Source organism: Sphaerochaeta sp. PS, assembly GCF_032144095.1.
In the GTDB taxonomy this organism is placed as follows: Bacteria; Spirochaetota; Spirochaetia; order Sphaerochaetales; family Sphaerochaetaceae; genus Sphaerochaeta.
This window is the reverse complement of record NZ_JAVSNJ010000001.1, coordinates 102,989-120,571: the sequence shown is the minus strand read 5'-3', so window position 1 is coordinate 120,571 and position 17,583 is coordinate 102,989. Positions and strand designations below refer to the sequence as shown.

The following is a 17,583-nucleotide window of genomic DNA, read 5'->3' as shown; positions in this document are numbered from 1 at the left end:
AGCGTCTCTCTTTTTATCAATAAAAATGAAAGATTTTTGGGGATTTCCCCAAGATAGTTTTCCTTGGGGAAAAAGCCCAAAAAACTTACTCACCATACGGGCTGAAACGCCATTGGAGCGGCATCGGTACAGGCAGAAAAACTCCCTCTCTTTTCACGTTGAGCCGTAACTCTTCTGCTTCATCTCGAGGTAGAGCCTACGCATCTCATCTGCCACCTCAGGATGCTTATAGTTGTTCCTGTAGATGATGTTCAGTTCCCGTACCATCCGAAATCCAGCCGCCAGGGGCACGACAACCAGCTTGCCTGCCAACTGTTCCACCAGGCAGGCATTGTGGCTCATCACCGTAACGCCCTGGTTGTTGTACACCAGGTCCTTGATGATGGGCACATTGTCGATCTCCATCATGATGGTATAGTTCTTGACCGTCTCCCCATTGTGGTTGAGGAACTGCTCGAATTGGCGTCTTGTTGCAGTAGTGGAAGGCCTGAGGATGAGTTTTTCCTCCTTCAGCCGTTCCAGGGAGACACTCTTCTCCTGTGCAAGGGGGTTCTTCGGTGATACCACAAGATTAAGGTAGTCAGTATCTATCTCATAGGTCTGCAGATGGGTCCTCAGGGATTCCAGGGTTCCTGTCTCGATCCGAACCTTGGTCTTGTCATGGATGTGGCAATATTCGGCAATGACTTGGGGAAACAGGTTTTCCTCTGCAGTGGCGGTCATCCCTATAATGAGGCGGCGGATCTTGTGCCGACATTCTTCCAGAGCAAGCAGGGCATTCTCCTGACATTCTTTGTGCTATCAGGCATGAAGCTGGATGTACAGATGCTCAAGGTTGCGGGTATCATGGGTATCACCTACTTCTTCATCAGGATAGTCGGCAAGTATATTGGTTCCTTTGTTGGCTCTGCTGTCTGCTCCATGGACAAGCCGGTGAGAAACTATCTGGGCTTGGCACTCTGCCCCCAGGCAGGAGTCTCCATCGGCCTTGCAGCCCTAGGGCAGCACCTGTTGCCCCCGGACATGGCAATGCCGCTTACCACCATCATCCTCTCATCCGCTGTGCTGTATGGGATGGTAGGCCCTGCTAGTCCCTCATCCTTTCCGGTTCGATCGAAAAAAACCAGCATGCAATGCAAATTCCACCAAAGGAGGCAAGCAATGTATAAAAGGAACAAACTCTGGATTATCATCGTACTTGCCATTGCCCTTGTCCTGACCCTGGAACTGTGTGGCTTGAATTGGGTCTTCAAGAGTTCAGATGATACCAACATGGAAAGCTCAGTCCTTCTGATGATGTAGCGACCATATGCACCTATCGCACAACCGGCCAGAACGCCCTACCACAACATTTTCATGAGTTTTCCTTTTTTCCTTCCCACTCTCCCCTGAATTGTCCCATACTATAGCTGCAATGAACCCACCACTTCCAACCCGAAAGGCAGAAGAGGCTGCCCTGCTTTTGCAGGCGGCACTCGATATGCACACCTGTCTCGACTTTGAAGGGGCCGGAACCATCTCCACAGACTACCTCTTCGGTCCCGCCAGGGGCCAGATGTTCGGCATCCTCGTCTGCGAGGACGCCAGTGGCAACGAGGTGGTGCTCAAGGCGTTCTCCGGCCAGTATGCGGGGAACTGGACCATCCCCGGCTGGGTGGGCCCTGTCGTCGATCCTAGAACCTATGAAAAGGTTGCCCTGAGGCACGATACGCTGATCCATACGCTGACTTCCCAGATCGAGCAATCCAAGGCAGAGGAGAAGCCATCCCTGGCAAGCCAGAGAAAAACCCTCTCCCAATCCATCCTTTCCGAACTCTACGGCCTCTACAGGTTCCGATGCATCGACCAGAAGAGTATTGGCTTAGCTGATGTCTTTGGACCAAGGCTTCCCCCCACAGGCACAGGTGACTGCTGTGGCCCCAAGCTGCTTCACCATGCCTTCTGTAACCAACTGCACCCCGTCAGCATGGCAGAGTTCTTCTATGGGGAGCCCAACCGCTCCCGTACAAAGCAGCACAAGGCCTTCTATGGTCCGTGCGACGAGAAATGCCAGCCTCTCTTGAGGCATATGCTCGGGCTGGACATCGTCTACGCTGACGAGAGCCTGGTGGTAGTAAACAAGGAGGGCGGGATGCTCTCCGTCCCAGGAAGGGGGGAAGAGAAGCAGGATTGCGTGGAGACCCGCGTCAGGCGTCTCTTCCCCAAAGCCCCCAGACAGTGTGCCGTCCACCGCCTGGACATGGACACCTCGGGGTTGTTGCTCCTCGCCCTGGACAAGGAGACCCATAGGGACCTCTCCCTGCAGTTCATGCACAAGAAGATAGAGAAAGAGTATCAGGCCCTCCTGGAAGGGGTGGTAAGACAGGAGGAGGGGGAGGTGCACCTGCCCTTCCGACTCGATGTCGAACATCGACCCTACCAGATATATGATGAAGAGCAGGGAAAGTGGGGAACCACAGTATGGAAAAAGCTCCGGGTGGAGTCCTTCCATGGATCGTTGGTCACCCGGGTGGTGTTCAGACCCCTGACAGGGAGAACCCACCAGCTGCGCCTACACAGCTTCCATCCCAAGGGCATCGCCCACCCGATCGTCGGTGACCGCCTCTACGGAACTGGCAAGGAGGGCGACCGGCTCTGCCTGCACGCCAGCTCCCTCTCCTTTATCCATCCCCGAAGTGGGGAAAAACTCACCATTACCAGCAGCTCTCCATTCTGAGAGCCATCTTTTCAACCTATCGCCCACATCTATTGTGTAGTATGCTTACAAAAAGATACCAAGGAGGATAAAAACAATGAAGAGAAAGAACAATGCAATCTATATCGACCTGGAGAACATACCCAACAACCTCGATCTGAAAAGCCTCTTTGATGAACTCACCCTCAAGCACAATGCCAATGTCGATGAAGAGAACATCTTTGTCATCAAGCTGGCTTGTGGTAACGCCGCATCCATCAAGAAGCTGGAGAAACAGCTTGCAGAGTACAACTTCAACATACGGGACACCCCTTCCATAACCACAAACTACAAGAACCGTGCCGACCTCATCATCTCCCTCGAGGCATTGGAAACCATCATCATCAAGAGCCCCATCATCGACCGCTATGTCTTCATCACCTCAGACTCCGACTTCACCGTCATCATGGAAATCCTGAGGAAATATGGCAAGGAGGTCTATCTGGTCACCAAGGAAGATGTCAGCGACAAGCCAATCTTCAACAACAGCTGTGACGAGATCCTCATTCTTGAGTCCTTCCAGACCAAGGCCAAGGTAGAGGAGCCAAAGGTTGCCTTCCCAAAGGAAAAGGAGAAGGAAAAGAACGAACCTTCCAATACCAAGAGAAACGACAAGCTTGTCGAATCGATCATGAAAAAGGTAATCGACTCCATGGAAGCAGATACATGGCAACTGGTCAGCCTCGTGGGGATAAAGTTCCATCAGATGGACAAAAGCAGGACCATCGAGCGAAGCAGTTACAAGACCATAGGCAACCTCATGCTCAAGCTGGAAAAAGATAAGCTCATCGAACGAAAACTCAACGAAAAGGGGCATCCAGAAGTCAAGCCTATAGTAAAGTAAAGGATACTCTGACACCACAAAATGAACACCAAACACAAACCTCTTACCCAGATCCAATACATCCTGTTCTTCTTCGTCCTCTTGATATTTGTCCTCTCCCTCTACTTCGACTCCTTCCTCAAAGTAGAGCCGCTGGACAACGAGAGTACCATGGCCCTGGAACGGGGGTGGGACATCTACCTCGATGGGGAGAAACTCGCCACTGGCATTACCCTACCCTATTCCTACGAGAAACCCTTGGTAGGGAAGGTCTGTACGGTAACGACTACCCTTCCGCTTCGCTTCCCCAACCACAACACCTGCATGAGCGTTGAGTCCAGCATGGCAGGGCTGGAGGTGTTCGTCGATGGGGAGAAGATCTACGCCTTGGAGGGCCCGGACAGGGGATGGGCCAGACCTGTCTTTGGCGGGAACTTTGCCAATTTCATCAGGATTCCCGACGAGGCAAGGGGCAAGGAGCTCTCCCTAGTCTACCGTTTCACCTCAAACAACAGTTTTGCAGGAAGCATCAAGGCCCCCATCCTGGGTAGCAAGGCTTCCCTGATCCTCCAAAAGCACCAGGCGTGGCCATCGATCGCCTTTGGGTACACACTTCTCTTTGTAGGGCTTGTCTGCATTTTTGTCCCGCTTGGAATCCAGAGAGGGAAAGAACGCGACAGCTTCATCTACTTTGGGTGGCTTGAAGCTACCTTGGGAGGATGGGTATTCTCCCAAAGCACCAGCAAGCTGCTCATCATCCGCAACCCTGCCCTTCCCATGAACCTTAGCTTTGCCTCCCTCTATCTTTTGCCCTTTTTCCTGACACAGTATATCTGTACCTCCTATGCTGTCGGGAAATCCATCGAGCGGATGCGGACCATTTCCCTCATCTTCCCCCTGACCTACATCGTGGGAGGTGTGCTGCAAGTGCTCGGGATCCTGCAATATACCGACCTGTTGCTCATCTCAGGCCTTTTTTTGGGAATATTCCTGGTTGTCCTGCTGGCACTGCTGGTCACCAGCTATATGCAAGGCCACGCAAAGCTGGGATCATTCCTCCTCGCCATGGGCATATTGCTGGTAACCATCCTCACAGAGGAGGCTCTCCTATTCCTCAACATCAAGCTCAAAAGCGCGGTACTGCTCCATTTTGGCATGAGTCTGAGTGCAGCGATCCTCTTCTGGCACAGCATGAGGATTCTCAGTGAAAAAACAAAAACCATCCTCAAGGAACAGGTGCTTCTCGACATGGCATATACCGACTCCCTTACCGGCCTGAACAACCGTGCAGCCTACGACAAACGCATAGAGGAAATATCGTTGCCCCAGTATGGAAAAGAGGTATTAGGTATCCTGGTCATGGACATCAACGACCTGAAAGTAATAAACGACACCAAGGGCCATAAGGCTGGGGACATGGCCCTGAAGGACTATACCGTATGTATGACCAAACTGTTGCCGGACAAATCAGAACTGTTCCGTATAGGAGGCGATGAGTTTGTGGCCTTCGTCCCCAAGGTCATGGACGACACCATGGCCAAGCTTGCCAAGACTATCATAGAGTTCTTCACCAACAGGAAGACAGACTACACCGTTGCTGTTGGCTGGGACCTGTTCATCCCCAAGAAGAAAGAGAAGTTCATCAACATCATTCACCGTGCCGATAGCGCGATGTACCAGTGCAAGGCAGAGATGAAACTGGCAAAGCCCAAAATCCTTGACTCTTGAACCATATTTCGCCACCATTTGCAAATAGGAGGATCATATGAGACGATCCATACTTCTTTTCCTGCTTTTCCTGCTTTTCCTGGCACTGGTATCACCCATCGCTGCAGAGGGTGCAGGCAATACAACACTTTCCGGGGTCAATGGGTACCTGGTAATCCCCAGCGCAGAACCCGTTTCCAGTGGCAAGAGTCCTAGCATCACCACAGGCTACTCAGGTATCTTCTCGGTTACGGGGTTTGCACATATTCCCTTTGTCCAGATGGGCTTCTCCGACAGGTATGAAGTCGCCCTTGCTGCCGATATCGCAGATGCAACCGACCTGTTGCTCAATGCAAAATGGCGCTTCTCCCACAAGGGCGAGACATCCCTGGCAGTAGGGGTGGTCGGCCAGCTCATCGATGTGAAAACAGAGAGGGGCCTTGCGGCGCAGCTCTACCTTGCCTCAACCTTCAGCAGCTCCATCATGGATTTTCCCTCCAAGACAACAGTCCTGTTGGGCTACACCTTCCATGAGAACCTAGACAGCAACATTGATTTTGGCCTCGCATTCCAGACCCCGTTTTTCCCCGAGGCGCTCAAGGGCAAGGTAGATTTCCTGCTGGACTTTGGCAACGTATCCTACAGCATATCCCCCTCAGGTGGAAATGCTGAAAATAGGGGGCTGGTCAACATAGGGCTTCGCCTGCTCCCCCTGCAGGTGCTTGATTCAGTCTATCTCTCTGCCGACATCAGAGCTCTGGACCTCTTCGACCATCAGGGAAGGGCGGTCAGCATAGCACTCAGCCTTGGGTTCAGGCCCAATGCCTAAGTGAATTTACTTTTTGTGGTTTGCATCGTCATGAAAGCATGCAAACAGATGACGGCCCCAGAAATTCTGGGGCCGTTGCTTTTTTCCGAAGGCTCTACTCTATCTCCACGACCTTGATCATGTTGGTCTTGCCAGCACTTCCTACAGGGACCCCGGCTGTTATCACCAGGGAGTCGCCCTTGCGGACATACCCCTCCTTTTGCAGGAAATCAGGGGCAAAGGCGAGCAGGGAGTCCACACTCTTCTGTTCCTCAATGAGGATGGGGGTGATGCCCCATGAGAGTGCAAGCCGATGGACGACAGCCTCCACAGGGGAGAAGGCAAGGATGGGAACGCTTGGGCGGAACTTGGAGATCAGGCGGGCAGTACTTCCCGATTGGGTGAAACAGGCTATGTAGGAGGCCTTCACAGCCAATGCCAGCTCTCTGGTGGCATGCCCTACAGCCTCTGTCCTTGTCTGTTTCTTTCGGTTCTGTTCGCCTTCAATGCCATAGAGCTGGTTGAATACCAGGCGCTGGAAGTCATTGCTGCGTTCAGTCAGGAGGGCAATCCTGCTCATCGTAAGGACCGCCTGCAAAGGAAATTCCCCTGCAGCCGTCTCCCCTGAGAGCATTACCGCACTCGTCCCATCGAGGACTGCGTTTGCAACGTCGTTGGTCTCTGCACGGGTGGGCCTGGAGTGGAGCATCATCGATTCCAACATCTGGGTTGCCGTTATCACGGGCACCCCGCTGGCGATGCAGCTGCGGATGATGGATTTCTGGATGAGTGGCACCTCTTCTGCAGGAACCTCCACACCGAGGTCCCCACGGGCTATCATGATGGCAGCAGACTGCTCGATGATGGCGTCCAAGGCCGCAACAGCTTCAGGCTTCTCAATCTTGGCGATGATGGGAATGGTTCTGCCAAAGGTCTTGAGCATGTAAGCCTTCAGGGCCTTGATGTCATCACCACTTCGGACGAAAGAGAGTGCGACAAAATCCAGGTTATTGTCAAAGGCAAAGGCCAGATCCTTCTCATCCTTCTCCGTAAAGGAGCTGAGATGCATGAGAGGCACCTTGGGAAGGTTCACTCCCTTGCGGGGGTAGATGACCCCTTCCTCTACGAACGTGCAGTAGATTTCAGTTTCCACAATCTTCTCGACGACCAGCGAGACCAACCCGTCGTTGATGAGGATCTGGCTGCCCGGAAGGATTTCCTGATGGAGGTAGGGGTAGTCGATGCTGATGCGCTCTTTTGTACCAACACAAGGTTTGGTGGAAATGATCAGGGTCTCCCCTTTCTCATAGGTATAGGAGGGTTCTTCCAGCTGCCCGACCCTGATCTTTGGACCCTGAAGGTCCATGAAGATTGCAATGGGGATGCCAAGTTTCCTGGAAGCTTCCCTGGCCCTGTCGTGACGAACTTGCTGTTCAGCCGCAGTTCCATGGCTGAAATTCAACCTGATGACACGCGCCCCACCCTTGATGATGGACATGATGACATCCATCGATTCCGAAGCAGGCCCGAGTGTCGCAACGATCTTGGTATAGGTTCCCTGAATGAGCATAGTAGCCCCCTTGTTGCTTCCATCATCCAACATTACGGGAGAATTGTAAAGTTTAGTCGAATCACCCCAACAGGTGAGAAGGAAATGACCTGTAGGGGGTAGGCAAATCATCTTCCAAGGCGATTGTACCAATGGGTAGATTCGCTACCATAAGGGTATGATAGGAAGAAGAACAAAAGACCTGCTGCTCATTGCAGCCGTACTGGCTCTCAGCGTTGTCTCACTGCTGCAGATCGGCAAACTCCATATTGATAGTTCCACCAATGCGTTCATTCCCCAAAACGCCCCTGTGGTCCAGATAAACAATGAGATCGAAGCACAGTTCGGGTCCCTCGACCTCATTGTGGTCAACCTCTACAACGGGGAGGGATCGATGCTTGGCACCTCCTCTCTTGGGGTTCTCGACAAGGTAACGCAAGCCATTGAGGCCCTGCCCCTCAGCTTTTCAGTGACTTCCCTTACCAATACCGATCATCTTGGCAGTTCCGATGAAGGCCTATTGGTCGAGAAGCTCTATGACGCAAAAGAAGAACATGCCCTAGAGAACCTCACCCTACGTCTTGGAGAGTGGGGCGACCTCTACGAAGGCAACCTGATCTCCCGCGACAGGAGCATGGCATCGATCATCGTCGAGGCTGTAGTAGGTGCAGATATGGACCTCTTACTCAAGCAGATCAAGGCAGAAGTCGCCAGGATAGACCTGCAAGGCCTCACCGTCTCGCTCATCGGTCTTCCCGTCGTGACCAATGCAATTGAACAGAGCCTGCTCTCCGACCTTGCAATCCTCGCCCCGATAGTAGGATTGCTCATCGTGCTGCTCTTGTTCCTCTCCTTTGGAAGGTTCAAGGCCGTCATCCTCTCCCTATTTTGTCTTGTGGTCACGGCCAGCATCATGCTCGGTTTGATGGCCCTCCTGCAGCTTACCTTTACCATGGCCACCATGCTTGTGCCTGTCCTGCTGTTGATCGTGGGCAGTGCATACACCATCCACATCCTCAGCCACTTCTATGAGGAGGCATCCAACTCTGAAAAGGGTCTGAGCCAGGAAGGGAGGGACAGGATCATTGCGGCCGTGGTACAGAGGAACAGGACACCCCTCATCATGGCAGGGGCAACGACCGCGGCAGGGTTTCTTGCACAACTTACCAGCCCCCTCGGTCCTTTCAGGACGTTCGGCCTTCTCTGTGCGATCGGGGTAGTCCTTTCGCTTGTCGCAACGCTCTACATTGTGCCAGCCCTGCTCCGCCTATCGTATGCCAACACAACGGTGCAGAAAAGACACAAGCATGTTCGCCAGAGGTTCGACCCATCCAGACTGTTCATCTACCTGGCATCCAAACAGAGCAAGCTGCTCATACTGCTTTCCCTCTTGTTTATAACGGCAACCCTCATCCTTCTTCCCAGGATCAAGACGGGTACCAACATGCTGGATTTTTTCCGGCCATCCTCTGCGCTCGTGAAGGATACCAGGCTCTACAACAGCAAGATGCAGGGTAGCGGTATCCTGACGGTCATGATAAAGAGGGACGGGGATGCCTCCATCCTGGAGCCCTCCTTCCTTACATCCTTGGACGAATTCTCCTCTTCCCTGGAACAGCGGGATGATGTTGGTGGGGTACAGACCATCCTTCCCTTCATCAAGCGGATGAACCAGATACTGGGGCCACAACAGGGAGAGAGTGTACAGAGAGAGCAGGCAGCTCTTGCCTTTGATTTCTTTGGAGGTTCCTTCGGTGAAGCCGGAGGTGATGATGCACCTACCTCGAACGATGAAAACCTGGCAGTGACCGAGGGAGGCAGCTACTACGAGATACCTTCCGACCCTGAGAAGTACGGCCTCACCACAGAAGAGGAGCTCGGTCAGCTGATAACCCAGTATCTCTTGCTCTACAGTGGAAACCTGGGGAAATTCATCAATGACCCGATCGAGCCAAACGCCCTTCTGATGACCATCAGCCTCTTGAAGAGTGATACCAAAACCTTGCGAGAGGTCACCAACACCATCAGAAGCCACTTCGAACAGACCCTTCCTGCAGGGTGGAGAGCTGAGATCGGAGGAGGCGAGGCGATAAGCCTGGCCCTCACCGAGCTGGTCACACGATCGCAGATCTACTCCCTCTTCGGTGCCCTGCTCATTGTCTGGTTCCTGTTGCTCCTACTGTTCCGCTCGGTCAAGCTGGCCACCCTGGGGCTCATCCCCTGTGTCTTTGCCCTGATGGGAATCTTCACCTCCATGGCGGTTTTCTCCATCGAGCTGGATATTGTCACCAGCCTGCTAGCCTCGCTTGCCATCGGGATAGGGGTTGACTATGCGATCCACCTGATAGCGGCATACCAGAGGATAGGATCCACCCTACCCCAGGGGGAGGTCTTTACAGAGGTGATGAAGACCACAGGCAAGGCAATCCTCATCAATGCAGCCTCAGTCACCCTGGGCTTTCTTGGCCTGCTCTTCAGCCAATTCACCCCCATCTCCCGCATGGGCCTGCTCTTCTGCATCTCGATGGTGTTTGCCTCGTTGAGCAGCCTCACCATCCTGCCGGCCCTGCTACGCCACATGCTTGTAAAAAACCAAGAACTCACTCAAGGCACACACCATTCAAGGAGAACCCTATCATGAAACGAGTACGACCAATGCTACTGGCCCTTCTGATCTTTACCCTAACCCTCCCTCTCATGGCGGCCGAACAGCCACAGGAGATCATGAAGAAGGTCATGGAGGTACAGAGCAGCAACAGCTCGGCCCTGGAACTTCTGCTAACCCTCACCGACGCAGGAGGACAGGCCAGGGAGAGGCAACTACAGACCCTCTCACTGACTGAGGAGGGGAGAACCTCCTCCATCACCGTCTTCCTCTCACCGGCCAGCGTCAAGAACACCCGCTTCCTCTCGGTGGAGAACAGTACAGGCAAGAGTGAGCAGTGGATATACCTTCCAGCACTAAAACGGGTCAAGCGGATAGCTGCAAACGAGGAGGGAGGGTCCTTCATGGGTAGTGATTTCTCCTACTCTGACATGGCCTCCACCACCTACGATGCGACTGAGGCAACCCATACCCTGCTTGAGGAGACGGCGACAACCTACACAATCAGGTCGGTGCCTTTCGACAAGAGCAGCTATGGGAAGACCGAGACCACGGTGGACAAGAGCACCTACCTCCCACTGCAGGTCGACTTCTATGCCAAGGACGGCTTGACCTTGGAGAAACAGCTTGTCACCCAAAAGATGGAGCAGATGCAAGGCCGGTGGGTACCCAAGGTCCTCACCATGACCACAGTGGCAAGCGGACACACCACCAGGCTGGAGATCCTGCAGGCCCAGTACGACATCGCCATGAACAGCAACTATTTCACCACCAAATTCCTTGAGACAGGGAGGCCCTAATGAAACGTATCCTGCCCTTGCTGCTTGCCATAAGCCTGCTCGCCACCAACCTCTTTGCCTTTAGTGGCTTTGATGACATATTTGCACCAACCACCTCCTTGGATGAGAGTGCAAAACCAACTGTCTCCGGCTCGGGTTCGGTCGGAGCCGATGTTGGCGTTTTTTTGGATGACCTCCATTTCTCTGAGCAGCTTCTGAGACTAAATCTCCTTGTTGACAGTCAATCGTTCAAATCAGAAGCTGCTCTCTCCTACGACGCACTGGACCAGAGCCTACAGGTATCGACCGCTTCAGTGACCTATTTCTTCGACTGGGGTCAGATAGAGGCAGGCCTATTGAAGGAGGAATGGGGCTCGGCAGACGGCCTGCATGTGGTGGATGTCCTCAATGCCTTCGACTACTCAAAAGGCTTTTCCGATGACCTTGCAAGCATGAAGCGCTCTGAGTTCATGGTAGGGACCACCCTCTACAAGGGATCGAGTTCGCTGCAGCTCTATTTCAAGCCGACCTTTACACCCGGGCTCAGTGCCATGGAAGGCAGGTGGTCCCTCCTGCCCCAAACGCTGACGCTCACCATCAAGGAGCCTCCAAAGACAGACTCGTGGGAGTATGCACAGTTCGCTCTTAGAGGAAGGACCAGCATAGGGGGTGTTGACCTAGGCCTGCTCTATTACCGGGGGCACATGGCCCAGCCAGGTGCCGTACTTACCATGACGGGAATGACAACTGCTGACATGGATATAGTCTACACACCCTACCAACTCTTCGGAACAGAGGCGACCTATCTTCTTGGGCAGTTCACCTTCATGGCAGAGGGAGGGTATTTGCTCAGCAAGGACCGACCAGGTAGCGACCCCACACTCTACAACAGCAAGTGGGTCTACCTGGGAGGGGTGAGCTACCTTGAGCCTACAAGCAACCTCTACCTGGCTCTGATGTACAACGGCCACTTCGTCGAGCACTATGACAAGGTTGAACCCAATGCCCTGGATGTCGACCAGGCCCAGGCCTTCGACAACAAGGCCTATGGCAATACCCTTACCCTTGCCATGGAGGTGCCCCTCTTCCGCGAGAGGGTGAAGGTGCGCCTTGGGGCCACCTACCAGATCGAGACCGAAGGCTATGCCCTGCTTCCCTCCATCGGATGGCAGGTAAGCGACACGCTGTTGCTTGAATGCAAGGCTGTTGTCTATGGCTCATTGGGCTCCAAGTCGAGCGTCTTCAAGACATGGGAGGGGAATGACTCTCTTACGATTGGCATGACACACTACTTCTGACGCCTATCATAGAGCCCTCGGGTGTGGTAGAATCCTCCTCAGGAGGGTTGGACAGTGTTCATTATTGGAGACATCCTGCTTTTTCTGACTACCGCACTGGTCTTTTCCATAACCTGTCTCTGCGTCCTCTTGCATGTCCGGTCGAAGGACAGCTATACCAGCGGTTTTCTGGCTGTGCTCATCCCGTTGTGTTTGCAGATGTTTTTGACCATGCTCTACGCCTACATACCCCGGGTCTATCCGCCAGAGTTGCTTACCGGAGAGATCTACAGCTATTTCTGCCTTAGTGCAACCCTGGTCTCCATATTCCTCACCACCCTGCTGCTCTTCACCATGAGCCGATACCTCATAGCCCTGCTGCCTGCAAGCGAACAGGAAAAGGCCCTGGGAAAGCGGATCCTGGGTTTTCTCGTCCTTGTGTTCCTCATCCTCAGCCTCTTGGTAATCATTGGCATGAGCGAAGGGGACTGGATCTTGGCGATGAACCTCACCTTCTCCTACCACTTCTTCAGTGGCAGTGTGTTCATGGTCCTCCATGGCTTCATAGCCTTGCTATACAGGAAGAAGGCACAGGGTTGGGAGCAGGAGCGCCTGTTGACCGGCATCAGCGCCACCTTCCTGCCCCTGCTGGTACTCTTTCCCCTGGACCTCATCTTCTTCTGGAACCACGCCTTCAAGTTCACCTATCTCAGCTTTTCGGCCTTTGCGGTCTACCTCTACTACTTCATCAGCAGGAGGTATTTCCTTACCTACGAGGTGGTCAGCGAGGCTTCCGTTTCACAACAGACCGATTTCCTCGATGCCCATGATGTTTCATCCCGCGAGCAGGAGATCATAGCGTTGCTGGTAAAGGGGCTGAGCAACAGGGAGATAGCGGAATTGCTCTTCATCTCCCCCAACACAGTGAAGACCCACATCAAGAACATCTATGCCAAGCTGGGGGTCTCCAATAGGGTGCTTCTCTTCTCGCTCTTGCAGAAAGACTCACGTCGCTAGAGCTTTCCTGCACTCTTTGCAGATTCCTGTGATGTAGAAGGTATGGTCATGGACGATAAATCCATGTTCGTCCTCAAAGCCTTGCAGAAGGTCCGAATAAAAACACCCCCCCAGGTCAATGAAGCAGTGACAGCTCTCACAATGGAACCAGTGGTGGTGCCCCTTCCCTTCCTTGCTGCTGTAGTAACGCTCGGTGCCATGTTCGCTGCAGTGCAGGATGAAGGATGTGGCAAGATTGTTCTGTTCCAGATAGTGCAGGTTCCTGTACACGGTGGCTGGGTCGCAGAGGTCGGAGAGTTGCTTGGCAAGATCTGTGACGGAGATGGGTTCCTTGGCATCCTCCAAGCCTTTGAGGATGGCTCGTCTAGCCTTAGTCATGGTGCAGGGCCCTCCTTCTCCTGTAGGTAAGTAGCATCTTGGTAGCGGCAGTGCCGAGGAATACCCCTCCTGCAATGACGACAACCATCGCACCGACAGGGACATCGAGCATCCAACCTGCGGCCAACCCCCCAAAGGAGAAGAGTGCAGAAAACAGCGTTCCCAGCCCCATCATCGCTGCAAGGTTCTTTGCCCAATAGCCGGCGGTCCCTGCAGGGAGGGTGAGCATCGCAATGACCATGACGATACCCACGAAGGTCTGCAGCAGCACCACTGCCACAGCTGTTATGGTGAGCATCAAGAGGAATACCCACTGGGTGGGAATTCCCCTGACCTGGGCAAACTCCTCGTCAAAGGAGGTGGCCTCTATCTGGGGATAGAAGCGCCAGGCGAGAAGGATGACGATTACATCGAGGGAAAAGAGCAGGACCAAATCCTTGGTGGAGATGAGCAGGATGTTTCCAAACAGGTAGGAAGAGGGGTCGGTATAGCCTGGGGTCTTCGCCATGAAGAGCACCCCGATACTCATCCCGATGGCCCAAATGGCCTGGATGACCGTATCCTCGCGCTGCTTGGCCTTCAATGAGACCACCCCAATGATGGCAGCTGCCAGAATGGCAAAGACAATTGCCCCTGCCATGGGGGTGATGCCTGGCACCTTTCCGGTTGCTGAAAGGTAGAGGGCGATACCAATGCCGCCCAACACTGCATGGGAGATTGCCCCTGCTAGCCCGGCGATACGCTTGACGGTCACCACCGACCCTATGACACCAAAGAGGATGGAGGAGAGCAGACCTGCCAGGAGTGCATTCCGCACAAAGGGGAAGTCAGGGTTTCCTAGGGCAGAGAAGAAGCCAAAGAGGTTATCCATTGTTCGGTCCCCCGTCAAATGTGCAGTAGTCGGCAGGAAGCTCCACATCGTGCAAGACGCGCAGGGCAGAGCCGCCATAGAGTTCAGTCGGTGAGTTCAGGAGAGGCTCCAGGGAGTGCTGGACCACGGTGCGTCCCTTCTGCCCAGGTTTCTGGGCCCCGATGCAGAATACACGGTCGGTAAGGGAGGAGACGGTACTCATATCGTGGGTGACGATGAGGATGGTGGTCTTGCCCTTGAAGAACCGCAGGGTATCGAACAGGCGCTTCTCGCTCTCCGCATCCATATTGGCCGTAGGTTCATCAAGGATAAGCATCTTCGGCCCCGCTACCAGGGCACGTGCAACCAGGACCCGTCTTCGTTGCCCACCGGAGAGCTCACTGTAGGGCCTCTGGGCAAGGTCTCTCAGCTCCACCTGCTCAAGCGCTGCATAGGCTGCAGTGTCACGTTCAAGGCGGCCTTTGCGGGAGATGGATAGAAGACCTCCCATCCTAACCACCTCAAGGACCGAGATGGGAAAGGTCGGGTCGTAGGTTATGTGCTGGGGCACGTACCCGATCATCGACCTGTTTTTCCTGGGTGCGTCCCCGAAGAGCAGGACCTCCCCTTTCTGGCTCTGTTCAAGGCCTAGGATCAACTTGAGGATCGTGGTCTTGCCTGAACCGTTGGGTCCTACCAGGGCGCTGAACTCACCTGCATGGATGTGGAAGTTCACATCCTCAAGCACAGACAACGCCTCATAGGAAAACGCAACATGGGAAAACCGTAGTGCAATCGGTACATCGCTCATAATTTCTCCTGTAGGGTATCCAACAGTGCCCCACCCATCAGGCGGATGTTTGCCATCCAGTCCTTGGCAAGAGGGTCGAGTGCAAGGACACGTGCCCCCACGGCCTTGGCGACCGTCTGGGCAGAGGCCAGCGGAAACTGTTTCTGTACAAAGAGGGCTACGACCCTATCTTTCTTTGCTTCCTGGATGAGCAGTGCTAGGTCCTTGGCAGTCGGTTCCTTCCCCCCTACCTCCACAGCTTCCTGGACAAGGCCAAATTCATCGAAGAAGTATCCAAAGGAGGGGTGGTAGACAAACACCGTCCTCCCTGCTAGGGGGGCAAGGTCCCCCTTCAGCTTGAGGAAGGTGGCGTCTATCTCATCGACAAGGGCCTGGTAGTTCGCTTCCAGCAGGGCTTTTTGTTCGGGAAGCAAGGCAATGGTCGTTTCCAGCACCTGGTTGGCAAGGATCTTTGAGCTCTCCCATCCGAGCCAGGTATGGCGATCCCGTTCAAGGCTCTCCCCAGATACAACCTCTGCAACCCCATCCTCGTGCTCATGAGCCTCCAAGGAGCGGAAGGTCACCCCCTGGGTTCCATCAACCAAGAGCAAATTGGGATAGAGGGAAGCCACCTTGGGAACAAGAGCCTGCTCAAAGTCAGTGCCGCTCAAAATCCAGGCCTTGGCCTTGGCGAGGGAGGCCATCTGGGATGGGGTCGGCTCATAGGAGTGTGGGCTCTGCCCTTCCCCTACCAGTACAACCGACTGCACAAGGGAGCCTGCGATGCGTTCGAGAAAATACTCTTGGGGAAGAATGCTCAAAGCAATGGTAGGTCTATCGTCAGAGGCCGGCCTCTCGCCCTTTCCTTGCGAAAAAAGAAGGGTGGTGCCGGTCAGCAAAAGTATCAAGAGCAAAGCAAAACGATTCGGAATTCTCATATTCCCTCCTCGGGGGTAAGCAGAGCATACAAAGAGGGCCGGATATTTGCAAGTCATTTGCAATAATAATGCAAATGAGTTGCATCCTTCCCTCCTGCATCTACCCAAGCCCCACGCTCCGCGTTATGATCAGAGAGAAAGAGGAGACTAGAGATGCTACTACCTTTCAAAGGAATCGAGCCCAGGATTGGGAAGCAGTGCTTCATCGCACCATCGGCAGCTCTCATTGGGGACGTGGTACTGGGCCCTTCCTGCTCGGTCTGGTTCAATGCCACCATCAGGGGCGATGACGCGTCCATCCACATCGGCAAAGAGAGTAACGTACAGGACAATGCGGTGATCCATTGCAGCATAGGAGTGCCGACTACCATTGGGGAACGTGTCACCATCGGCCATGGGGCCATCATCCACTCCTGCACCATTGGGGATGACTGCCTCATCGGCATGGGATCGATCATCCTCGATGGGGCAGTGCTCCCTTCCCATGTGCTGGTAGGGGCCGGTTCCCTCATACCCCAGGGCAAGACCTACCCCCCAAGGAGCTTGGTTATGGGTTCTCCCGCCAAGGCCGTAAGGCCCTTGACCGAAAAAGAGTTAGAGGAGATGCACAAGAATGCCCAGCACTATTGCCAGGCTTCCCTTGCCTATGCCCCTAGTTCTCGTTGACCTTCTCAAACTTCTTGATGGCCTCGTTGTTCCCGCCGACAACCAGGATATCTTCTGCTTCCAGTACGAGCTCGGGGGTAATTTCGGTAATGGCCTTGTCATTCCTCAGCACCACTATCACATTCAGGTGGTACTTTTTGCGGATGTTCAGGTCCTCAATCGTATGGCCTACAAAACTCTCCGCAATGGGGATGTTTGCTATGGAGAAGTCGTCGCATAGCGCAAGGAAATCGAGGGTACCTGTAGCTACCAGGGACTGGGCAAGCCGGAAGCCCATGTCCACTTCAGGAAATACCGCCTCAGCCCCTATCTTCTCCAGGACCCTGCCATGGTCAGCCGACGTGGCCTTGCTGATGACCCGAGGGATGTGCAACTCAAGGGCGTTCATGGTCGCCAGGATGTTTGACTCAATATCCTTGCCTATGCAGACGATGACCGTCCCACAATGGGCTAGTCCGGACTCCTTGAGCACATCCTGGGTAATGCCCGTCACCGGATAGACGTTGGACAACTTGTCCTTCACCGCGTCGAGCTTCTCTTCCTCTATCTCCAGGACGATCACCTCCTTGCCTGCCTTGGTAAGCTCCAGGGCAAGGGAGAGGCCAAACCTTCCCAATCCAATAATTCCATATGCATCCGAATCAAATTCGCTTTTCATTCTG

General features: G+C 53.9%; 17 protein-coding genes. 10 read left to right on the top strand and 7 right to left on the bottom strand.

Annotated elements, in window-relative coordinates:
* Positions 1–153: 153 nt before the first annotated feature.
* Positions 154–723: a LysR family transcriptional regulator substrate-binding protein gene (locus ROJ03_RS00645; protein WP_313725047.1), complete on the bottom strand. Its 570-nt coding sequence runs from the start codon at positions 721–723 to the stop codon at positions 154–156.
* Between the two features lie 24 nt (positions 724–747).
* On the opposite strand from ROJ03_RS00645, the gene ROJ03_RS00640 reads away from it, so the two are divergent.
* From ROJ03_RS00640 to ROJ03_RS00620, 5 genes are all read left to right on the top strand, one after another.
* Positions 748–1,302, top strand: coding sequence for a cation:proton antiporter (locus ROJ03_RS00640; protein ID WP_313725046.1), 555 nt, complete (start codon positions 748–750; stop codon positions 1,300–1,302).
* A 112-nt stretch (positions 1,303–1,414) separates the two neighbouring features.
* A complete protein-coding gene (locus tag ROJ03_RS00635) occupies positions 1,415–2,716 on the top strand; it encodes an RluA family pseudouridine synthase (RefSeq protein WP_313725044.1) in 1,302 nt (433 codons plus the stop codon).
* Positions 2,717–2,792: 76 nt separating this feature from the next.
* On the top strand, positions 2,793–3,578 hold the full coding sequence (locus ROJ03_RS00630) for an NYN domain-containing protein (protein ID WP_313725043.1): 786 nt from the start codon (positions 2,793–2,795) through the stop codon (positions 3,576–3,578).
* 21 nt (positions 3,579–3,599) lie between these two features.
* On the top strand, positions 3,600–5,285 hold the full coding sequence (locus ROJ03_RS00625) for a GGDEF domain-containing protein (protein WP_313725042.1): 1,686 nt from the start codon (positions 3,600–3,602) through the stop codon (positions 5,283–5,285).
* Between the two features lie 37 nt (positions 5,286–5,322).
* Positions 5,323–6,093 carry a hypothetical protein gene (locus ROJ03_RS00620; RefSeq protein WP_313725041.1) on the top strand — a complete coding sequence of 257 codons (771 nt, stop codon included), beginning with the start codon at positions 5,323–5,325 and terminating at the stop codon, positions 6,091–6,093.
* A gap of 94 nt (positions 6,094–6,187) precedes the next feature.
* On the opposite strand, the gene pyk is transcribed toward ROJ03_RS00620, so the two are convergent.
* Complete coding sequence (pyk, locus tag ROJ03_RS00615; RefSeq protein ID WP_313725040.1) at positions 6,188–7,642, bottom strand: pyruvate kinase; 1,455 nt, start codon at positions 7,640–7,642, stop codon at positions 6,188–6,190.
* A 157-nt stretch (positions 7,643–7,799) separates the two neighbouring features.
* On the opposite strand from pyk, the gene ROJ03_RS00610 reads away from it, so the two are divergent.
* Genes ROJ03_RS00610 through ROJ03_RS00595 form a run of 4 tightly spaced genes read left to right on the top strand, consistent with a single transcriptional unit; the run spans position 7,800 to position 13,299 of the window.
* Positions 7,800–10,262 (top strand): MMPL family transporter, encoded by a 2,463-nt coding sequence (locus tag ROJ03_RS00610; RefSeq protein WP_313725039.1) that lies wholly within the window; start codon positions 7,800–7,802, stop codon positions 10,260–10,262.
* Positions 10,259–11,026: an outer membrane lipoprotein-sorting protein gene (locus tag ROJ03_RS00605; protein WP_313725038.1), complete on the top strand. Its 768-nt coding sequence runs from the start codon at positions 10,259–10,261 to the stop codon at positions 11,024–11,026. Before ROJ03_RS00610 ends, ROJ03_RS00605 begins: the two co-directional genes overlap by 4 nt.
* Positions 11,026–12,303, top strand: coding sequence for a hypothetical protein (locus ROJ03_RS00600; protein WP_313725037.1), 1,278 nt, complete (start codon positions 11,026–11,028; stop codon positions 12,301–12,303). The genes ROJ03_RS00605 and ROJ03_RS00600 overlap by 1 nt, the downstream gene beginning before the upstream one ends.
* A gap of 54 nt (positions 12,304–12,357) precedes the next feature.
* The gene (locus ROJ03_RS00595) at positions 12,358–13,299 is read left to right on the top strand and encodes a LuxR C-terminal-related transcriptional regulator (RefSeq protein WP_313725036.1); all 942 of its coding nucleotides are present in this window, start codon (positions 12,358–12,360) and stop codon (positions 13,297–13,299) included.
* Here the strand turns inward: ROJ03_RS00595 and ROJ03_RS00590 are convergent.
* Genes ROJ03_RS00590 through ROJ03_RS00575 form a run of 4 tightly spaced genes read right to left on the bottom strand, consistent with a single transcriptional unit; the run spans position 13,288 to position 16,255 of the window.
* Positions 13,288–13,677 (bottom strand): transcriptional repressor, encoded by a 390-nt coding sequence (locus ROJ03_RS00590; RefSeq protein ID WP_313725035.1) that lies wholly within the window; start codon positions 13,675–13,677, stop codon positions 13,288–13,290. The two genes, ROJ03_RS00595 and ROJ03_RS00590, sit on opposite strands and share 12 nt — an antisense overlap.
* Complete coding sequence (locus tag ROJ03_RS00585; protein ID WP_313725034.1) at positions 13,670–14,548, bottom strand: metal ABC transporter permease; 879 nt, start codon at positions 14,546–14,548, stop codon at positions 13,670–13,672. The genes ROJ03_RS00590 and ROJ03_RS00585 overlap by 8 nt, the downstream gene beginning before the upstream one ends.
* Complete coding sequence (locus ROJ03_RS00580; protein WP_313725033.1) at positions 14,541–15,338, bottom strand: metal ABC transporter ATP-binding protein; 798 nt, start codon at positions 15,336–15,338, stop codon at positions 14,541–14,543. Before ROJ03_RS00580 ends, ROJ03_RS00585 begins: the two co-directional genes overlap by 8 nt.
* Complete coding sequence (locus tag ROJ03_RS00575) at positions 15,335–16,255, bottom strand: metal ABC transporter solute-binding protein, Zn/Mn family (RefSeq protein WP_313725032.1); 921 nt, start codon at positions 16,253–16,255, stop codon at positions 15,335–15,337. The genes ROJ03_RS00580 and ROJ03_RS00575 overlap by 4 nt, the downstream gene beginning before the upstream one ends.
* A gap of 153 nt (positions 16,256–16,408) precedes the next feature.
* Between ROJ03_RS00575 and ROJ03_RS00570 the strand changes: the two genes are divergently transcribed.
* The gene (locus tag ROJ03_RS00570; RefSeq protein WP_313725031.1) at positions 16,409–16,921 is read left to right on the top strand and encodes a gamma carbonic anhydrase family protein; all 513 of its coding nucleotides are present in this window, start codon (positions 16,409–16,411) and stop codon (positions 16,919–16,921) included.
* Here the strand turns inward: ROJ03_RS00570 and ROJ03_RS00565 are convergent.
* Positions 16,908–17,579 carry a TrkA family potassium uptake protein gene (locus tag ROJ03_RS00565; RefSeq protein ID WP_313725030.1) on the bottom strand — a complete coding sequence of 224 codons (672 nt, stop codon included), beginning with the start codon at positions 17,577–17,579 and terminating at the stop codon, positions 16,908–16,910. The two genes, ROJ03_RS00570 and ROJ03_RS00565, sit on opposite strands and share 14 nt — an antisense overlap.
* Positions 17,580–17,583: the final 4 nt, after the last annotated feature.

What these genes read in the sequence shown, in the direction of transcription:
- ROJ03_RS00645 (WP_313725047.1), bottom strand. Translation starts at nt 723, where the DNA reads ATGACCGCCACTGCAGAGGAAAACCTGTTTCCCCAAGTCATTGCCGAA.
- ROJ03_RS00635 (WP_313725044.1), top strand. Translation starts at nt 1,415, where the DNA reads ATGAACCCACCACTTCCAACCCGAAAGGCAGAAGAGGCTGCCCTGCTT.
- ROJ03_RS00630 (WP_313725043.1), top strand. Translation starts at nt 2,793, where the DNA reads ATGAAGAGAAAGAACAATGCAATCTATATCGACCTGGAGAACATACCC.
- ROJ03_RS00625 (WP_313725042.1), top strand. Translation starts at nt 3,600, where the DNA reads ATGAACACCAAACACAAACCTCTTACCCAGATCCAATACATCCTGTTC.
- ROJ03_RS00620 (WP_313725041.1), top strand. Translation starts at nt 5,323, where the DNA reads ATGAGACGATCCATACTTCTTTTCCTGCTTTTCCTGCTTTTCCTGGCA.
- pyk (WP_313725040.1), bottom strand. Translation starts at nt 7,642, where the DNA reads ATGCTCATTCAGGGAACCTATACCAAGATCGTTGCGACACTCGGGCCT.
- ROJ03_RS00610 (WP_313725039.1), top strand. Translation starts at nt 7,800, where the DNA reads ATGATAGGAAGAAGAACAAAAGACCTGCTGCTCATTGCAGCCGTACTG.
- ROJ03_RS00605 (WP_313725038.1), top strand. Translation starts at nt 10,259, where the DNA reads ATGAAACGAGTACGACCAATGCTACTGGCCCTTCTGATCTTTACCCTA.
- ROJ03_RS00600 (WP_313725037.1), top strand. Translation starts at nt 11,026, where the DNA reads ATGAAACGTATCCTGCCCTTGCTGCTTGCCATAAGCCTGCTCGCCACC.
- ROJ03_RS00590 (WP_313725035.1), bottom strand. Translation starts at nt 13,677, where the DNA reads ATGACTAAGGCTAGACGAGCCATCCTCAAAGGCTTGGAGGATGCCAAG.
- ROJ03_RS00585 (WP_313725034.1), bottom strand. Translation starts at nt 14,548, where the DNA reads ATGGATAACCTCTTTGGCTTCTTCTCTGCCCTAGGAAACCCTGACTTC.
- ROJ03_RS00580 (WP_313725033.1), bottom strand. Translation starts at nt 15,338, where the DNA reads ATGAGCGATGTACCGATTGCACTACGGTTTTCCCATGTTGCGTTTTCC.
- ROJ03_RS00575 (WP_313725032.1), bottom strand. Translation starts at nt 16,255, where the DNA reads ATGAGAATTCCGAATCGTTTTGCTTTGCTCTTGATACTTTTGCTGACC.
- ROJ03_RS00570 (WP_313725031.1), top strand. Translation starts at nt 16,409, where the DNA reads ATGCTACTACCTTTCAAAGGAATCGAGCCCAGGATTGGGAAGCAGTGC.
- ROJ03_RS00565 (WP_313725030.1), bottom strand. Translation starts at nt 17,579, where the DNA reads ATGAAAAGCGAATTTGATTCGGATGCATATGGAATTATTGGATTGGGA.